3 protein-coding genes are annotated in these 6,047 nt (G+C 66.6%); 2 read left to right on the forward strand and 1 reads right to left on the reverse strand.

Annotated features, from left to right (window positions below; genetic code table 11):
* Nucleotides 1–21: 21 nt before the first annotated feature.
* A complete protein-coding gene (locus tag HGR_RS13200) occupies nucleotides 22–1,758 on the reverse strand; it encodes a SulP family inorganic anion transporter (protein WP_006298781.1) in 1,737 nt (578 codons plus the stop codon).
* Nucleotides 1,759–1,994: 236 nt separating this feature from the next.
* On the opposite strand from HGR_RS13200, the gene HGR_RS13205 reads away from it, so the two are divergent.
* Nucleotides 1,995–4,997, forward strand: a complete 3,003-nt coding sequence (locus tag HGR_RS13205; RefSeq protein ID WP_006298782.1) for a valine--tRNA ligase — start codon at nucleotides 1,995–1,997, stop codon at nucleotides 4,995–4,997.
* Between the two features lie 55 nt (nucleotides 4,998–5,052).
* Nucleotides 5,053–5,946 (forward strand): UTP--glucose-1-phosphate uridylyltransferase GalU, encoded by an 894-nt coding sequence (galU, locus tag HGR_RS13210; RefSeq protein WP_006298783.1) that lies wholly within the window; start codon nucleotides 5,053–5,055, stop codon nucleotides 5,944–5,946.
* Nucleotides 5,947–6,047: the final 101 nt, after the last annotated feature.

Here is a 6,047-nt window from a genome sequence, read left to right on the forward strand (position 1 = left end):
GCCGCTTACCCGCATGGCTGCTCAGGGCGCGGCTTCCTCGCGCAGCAAGGCCAAGGCCGCCAGCGCTTCCGCGTCCGTGCGGTAGAGCCGGTGCGCGGGCGTTTTCGCCCGCCAGCCCGCGCGCGCCAGGGTTTGCTCCACGGGCAGTTTCATGCCGCTGATGTGCAGCACCACCCGCTGTTCATGCAAATGCTGAGCGATCTTCAGGAAAGTCTCCGCACCCGTCGCGTCCAGGCGGTTGATGGACTGCGCGAACACGACCAGGTGGCGGGTGTCAGGGTGTGTGTTCAGGTGCTCGACGATGGCCCGCTCGAATTCCGCCGCGCTGGCGAAATCCAGGGCGGCGTCCATGCGCAAGCCGCTGGTGTGGGGGGCCAGCGGCGGCAGATGCCAGAGATGGCGATCACGCAGGCTGCCGTCGGGGTGCAGCCCCACTTCGATGATGCGCGGGTGCAGCCGCGTGTAGAGGAAGTGGCCCAGCGAGAGCACGACGCCCGTCAACACGCCCCAGTAAAGCTGGGGCGCGGCCAGCAGGGTCACGACGAAGGTGAGCGCGGCGATCACCGCCTCTGCCCGGGCCACGCGCCACAGGCGCGCGAACTCGCGGGGCTTGATCAGCCCGAGCACCGCGGTCACGACGATGGCCGCCAGGACGGCCAGCGGCACGTGGTGCAACACCGGGACAAAGAACAGCAAGGCCAGCAGCACGACCACCGCGCTGAACACGGTGGCCCAGCCGGTGCGCGCGCCAGCGTAGAGATTGAGCGCGGAGCGCGAGAAAGAGCTGCTGACCGGGAAGGCGCCCGAGAAGCCGGCGGCGATCTTGCCCAGGCCTTGGCCGATGAGGTCCTGGTCCTGGTCCCAGCGCGTGCCGCCGCGCTCGTGGTCCACCTTGGCACTGGACGCGGTTTCCAGGAAGCTGATCAGGGTAATCACCAGGGTAGGCAGCAACAGCGCACCCAGCAACTCCCAGCCCGGCCAGCCTGGCAGGACGAGCGAGGGCAGGCCTGCGGGCAGGGCGCCCACCACGGCACCACCCAAGGCCTCGTAATGGGAGAGGTAGGACAGTCCGGCCGTGGCCAGCACGGCCACCAGCACCGCCGGAAAGCCGGGGCGCCAGCGCCGGGCCAGCAGCAGCCAGGCCAGGGTGCTCGCACCAAAGGCCAGTGCTCGCCCGTCGATCGCGCCCAACAGGGCCTGCGGTCCGCCGGTGAGAAGGTCGAACCAACTCGCCGATCCCTCGGCCGCGGCGCCCAGGCCCAGCAAGGCGCGCACCTGCGAACCGATGATGAGCAGGGCCGCGGCCTGGGTGAACGCCGTCAGCACCGGCGCGTTGACCACGTTGAGCAGCCAGCCGAAGCGCATGAAGCCCAGCAGCAGCTGCAGCAGGCCCGACAGCAGCGCCAGCCAGATGGCCAACTGCACCCATGGCGCCGATCCTGGCTGCAGGCCGGGCACGGCGCCCGCCAGCCCAGCGCCGACCAGCAGGCCGGTGAGCGCCGTGGGGCCGACGGCCAGGCGAGTCGAGGAACTGAACAGCACGGCGACGATGGCCGGCAGGATGGCGGCGTAGATGCCCGTCACGGGCGGCATGCCCGCCAGCGTGGCGTAGGCCACGCTTTGCGGAATCAACATCAGCCCCACGGTCAACCCGGCCAGCGCTTCGCCGCGCAGGAGCGCGCCCGTGAGGCGCGGCCAATTCAGAAAGGGGAGGAGTACCGGCAGGCGCGCGCGCCAGTGCGCGGAGGGGGAGAGCATGGCCGGGATTATTTCAAATTCCCGAATTCGCACCGACACAGGCAGCGCCCGGATTCGCGGCGCCAGTCCTGGCCCTGCTGGGTCGGCGGGAGGGCTGGGGGGCTTGTCCTAAAATCCCTGGATTACGCGGTCGCACCTTCAGCGCCGAAAGCGTCCGTTCCAGCGCGGACTTCCGCTTGGCCTCGCCGCGTCTTTCCCCTTCTTGCCACGTTTGTCCGTCTCACGGCGTCTTCACCATGACCGAAGCCCTCCAGCAACCCGGCCTTGCCAGTCTGTCCAAGTCCTTTGAACCCGCCGCGCTGGAAGCGCATTGGGGCCCCGAGTGGGAAAAGCGCGGCTACGGCAAGGCGGGTGTCCGTGGCACGGGCCAGCCCCAGGTCAACGCCCCTTCCTTCGCCATCCAACTGCCGCCGCCCAACGTCACGGGCACGCTGCACATGGGCCATGCCTTCAACCAGACCATCATGGACTCGTTGACGCGCTACCACCGCATGCGCGGCCATAACACCCTGTGGGTGCCGGGCACGGACCATGCGGGCATCGCCACCCAGATCGTGGTGGAACGCCAGCTGCAGGAGCAGAAGGTCAGCCGCCATGACCTGGGCCGCAAGAACTTCGTCGCCAAGGTCTGGGAGTGGAAGGAAAAGTCGGGCAACACCATCACCACGCAGATGCGCCGCATGGGTGACAGTGTGGACTGGGACCACGAGTACTTCACGATGGACGAGAAGCTGTCCACCGTCGTGACCGAGACCTTCGTGCGCCTCTATGAACAAGGACTGATCTACCGTGGCAAGCGCCTGGTGAACTGGGATCCGGTGCTGCAGTCGGCGGTGTCGGATCTGGAGGTGGAGAGCACCGAGGCCGAAGGCAAGATGCACTACGTGCTCTACCCTTTCGTCGATGGTCCGCAGACCATCAAGGGCATCGACGGCGCGGCGGATGAGGTGCGCCCCGGCATGGTGATCGCCACCACCCGGCCCGAGACCATGATGGCCGACGGTGCATTGGCCGTCCACCCGGAAGATGGGCGCTACAAGCACCTCGTGGGCAAGCGGGTCGTGCTGCCGCTGATGGACCGCACGATTCCGATCATCGCGGACGACTTTGTGGACCGCGCCTTCGGTTCCGGCTGCGTCAAGATCACCGGCGCGCACGATTTCAACGACTACGCATGCTCGCAGCGCCACGGGCTGCCGCTGATCACCATCTTCACCCTGGACGCCAAGGTCAACGAGAACGGCCCCACGGCCTACCAGGGCATGGACCGTTTTGATGCCCGCAAGGCCGTGGTGCGCGACTTGGAGATACAAGGCTTCCTGCAGGAGATCAAGGCGCACAAGCTGATGTTGCCGATCTGCGCACGCACGGGGCAAGTCGTCGAACCCATGCTGACCGATCAATGGTTTGTGGCGATGAGCAAGGTGTCCGACAAGGACCCAGCGGGCAAGAGCATCGCCCAGAAAGCCATCGACGCCGTGGCCTCGGGCGAGGTCAAGTTCGTGCCCGAGAACTGGGTCAACACCTACAACCAGTGGATGAACAACATCCAGGACTGGTGCATCAGCCGCCAGCTCTGGTGGGGCCACCAGATTCCGGCCTGGTACACCGACGGAACCCTCATTCACGGCGAGCGTTTCATCGTGGCGCGCAGCGAGGAAGAAGCCCGTGCCAAGGCCGCCCAGGCGGGGTACACGGGCAGCCTCAAGCGCGACGACGACGTGCTGGACACCTGGTACTCCTCCGCCCTCGTGCCCTTCAGCACCATGGGCTGGCCCGAGGCGCTGAACGATGCGTCGCCCACCAAGGACTACGACCTCTACCTGCCCAGCACCGTGCTGGTCACCGGCTACGACATCATCTTCTTCTGGGTCGCCCGGATGATCATGATGACGACCCACTTCACCGGTCGCGTGCCGTTCAAGCATGTCTACATCCACGGCCTGGTGCGCGACGCGCAGGGCAAGAAGATGAGCAAGAGCGAAGGCAATGTGCTCGACCCGGTTGACCTGATCGACGGCATCGCGCTTGCGCCCCTGCTGGACAAGCGCACCACCGGCCTGCGCAAGCCCGAAACCGCGCCAGCCGTGCGCAAGAACACCGAGAAGGAATTCCCCGAGGGCATCCCGGCCTACGGCGCCGACGCGCTGCGCTTCACCTTCGCGGCCCTGGCCTCGCTGGGCCGCAGCATCAACTTCGACAGCAAGCGCTGCGAGGGCTACCGCAACTTCTGCAACAAGCTCTGGAACGCCACCCGTTTCGTGCTGATGAACTGCGAAGGCCAGGACTGCGGCCTGAAGGAGCACACCAAGGAGCAGTGCCAGCCTGGCGGTGAGTTCGCGGGCTACATGCACTTCAGCCCGGCCGACCGCTGGATCGTTTCCGAATTGCAAAAGGTTGAAACCGCTGTGGCGCAAGGCTTCGCCGAGTACCGCTTGGACAACGTCGCCAACACGATCTACGACTTCGTCTGGAACGAGTTCTGCGACTGGTACCTGGAAATCGCCAAGGTGCAGATCCAGGTCGCGACCCAAAGCGGCAACGAAGCCCAGCAGCGCGCCACGCGCCGCACCCTGATCCGCACGCTGGAAACCATCCTGCGCCTGGCGCATCCCATCATCCCCTTCATCACCGAGGAACTGTGGCAGAAGGTGGCCCCCGTGGCGGGCCGCTGGCCGGCCGCGTCCGAGGCGTCGGTCAGCGTGGCCGACTATCCCGTCAGCCAGCCCGAGCGCATCGACGACAAGGCCGTGGCCGAGGTGGCCCGCCTCAAGCAGTTCGTCGACGCTTGCCGCAACCTGCGCGGCGAGATGAACGTCTCGCCCTCGACCCGCCTGCCGCTCTACGCGCTGGCTGCCAGCGCGGGCGACGCCGATTTCTTGCGGCAATGGGCGCCAGTGCTGCAGTCCCTGGCCAAGTTGAGCGAGCTGCGGGTCTTCACCGCCGAAGCCGAATGGGCCGCCGCCGCCCAAGCCGCGCCGGTGGCCGTGGTGGGCGAGGCGCGCTTGTGCCTGCACATGGAGATCGACGTCGCCGCCGAGAAGGCCCGCCTGGGCAAGGAGGCGGCGCGCTTGCAGGGCGAAATCACCAAGGCCGCGGCCAAGCTGGGCAACGAGGCCTTCGTGGCCAAGGCCCCGCCGGCGGTGATCGAGCAGGAAAAGAAGCGCGTGGCGGACTTCACGGCCACGCTGTCCAAGATCCAGGCCCAGCTGGGGCAACTGGAAAAAGTCGCGTCATGAAACACTGGCATGCTGTTGCCATCAATGTAGGTATCCCTGAAGGAGTGAAGAGCGCATGAGCAATGAGATCAAGACGGCCGTGTTTCCCGTGGCCGGCCTGGGCACCCGTTTTCTGCCCGCCACCAAGGCCAGCCCCAAGGAGATGCTGCCGGTGGTGGACAAGCCCTTGATTCAGTACGCGGTGGAGGAAGCCTACGCCGCGGGCATCCGCCACATGGTCTTCGTGACGGGGCGCAACAAGCGCGCGATCGAGGACCACTTCGACACCGCCTACGAGCTCGAGAACGAGCTGGAGCACGCGGGCAAGCACGCGCTGCTGAACTTGGTGAAGGCCATGGCGCCCGACGACCTGTTGTGCTCCTATGTGCGGCAGCCGCGCGCGCTGGGCTTGGGTCATGCCGTGCTCTGCGCCGAGCACCTCACGGAAGGTGCGCCCTTTGCCGTGCTGCTGGCCGACGATTTGATGATCGGCCCGGACGAAGGTCCCTTGAAGGGGCAGCCCGTGCTGGCCCAAATGGCGGACATCTTCCGACGTCAAGGTCGCAGCGTGTTGGCCGTGCAGGAGGTGCCGCAAGACCAAGTCAAGCGTTACGGCATCGTGGCGGGCACGCAGGCCGGTGACCGGCTGATGCAGATCGAGCGGATCGTGGAAAAACCCGCGCCCGAGAAAGCGCCTTCCCGGCTGGCGGTGTCGGGGCGCTACATCCTCACGCCCGCGGTGTTCGAGCAAATTCGCCAGCAGCCGCGTGGCACGGGCGGTGAGATCCAGCTGACGGATGGCATCGCGGGCCTGTTGGCCAGCGAGAGCGTGTACGCCTACACCTACGCGGGCAAGCGTTATGACTGCGGCAGCAAGGAAGGTTTTCTGCAGGCCACGGTGGAACTGGCCTTGGCGCACCCGGAAGTGGGCGGGAGCTTCCGCGAGTACCTGAAGACCTTGGCGGTCTGAGTCCGTTTTTCAGGGTGCGGCTGTTGCCACGCCCTCACACGGGTTTCAGCCCTCGCTGTGGTTGTGGCTGTGGCTGCGCGAGTTGGGGGAGTGCCAACCGC

This window comes from Hylemonella gracilis ATCC 19624 (genome assembly GCF_000211835.1).
Classification (GTDB): Bacteria; Pseudomonadota; Gammaproteobacteria; order Burkholderiales; family Burkholderiaceae_C; genus Hylemonella; species Hylemonella gracilis.

Excerpts from the sequence above, each read along its gene's own strand:
- galU (WP_006298783.1), top strand. The coding sequence starts at position 5,053 with ATGAGCAATGAGATCAAGACGGCCGTGTTTCCCGTGGCCGGCCTGGGC.
- HGR_RS13200 (WP_006298781.1), bottom strand. The coding sequence starts at position 1,758 with ATGCTCTCCCCCTCCGCGCACTGGCGCGCGCGCCTGCCGGTACTCCTC.
- HGR_RS13205 (WP_006298782.1), top strand. The coding sequence starts at position 1,995 with ATGACCGAAGCCCTCCAGCAACCCGGCCTTGCCAGTCTGTCCAAGTCC.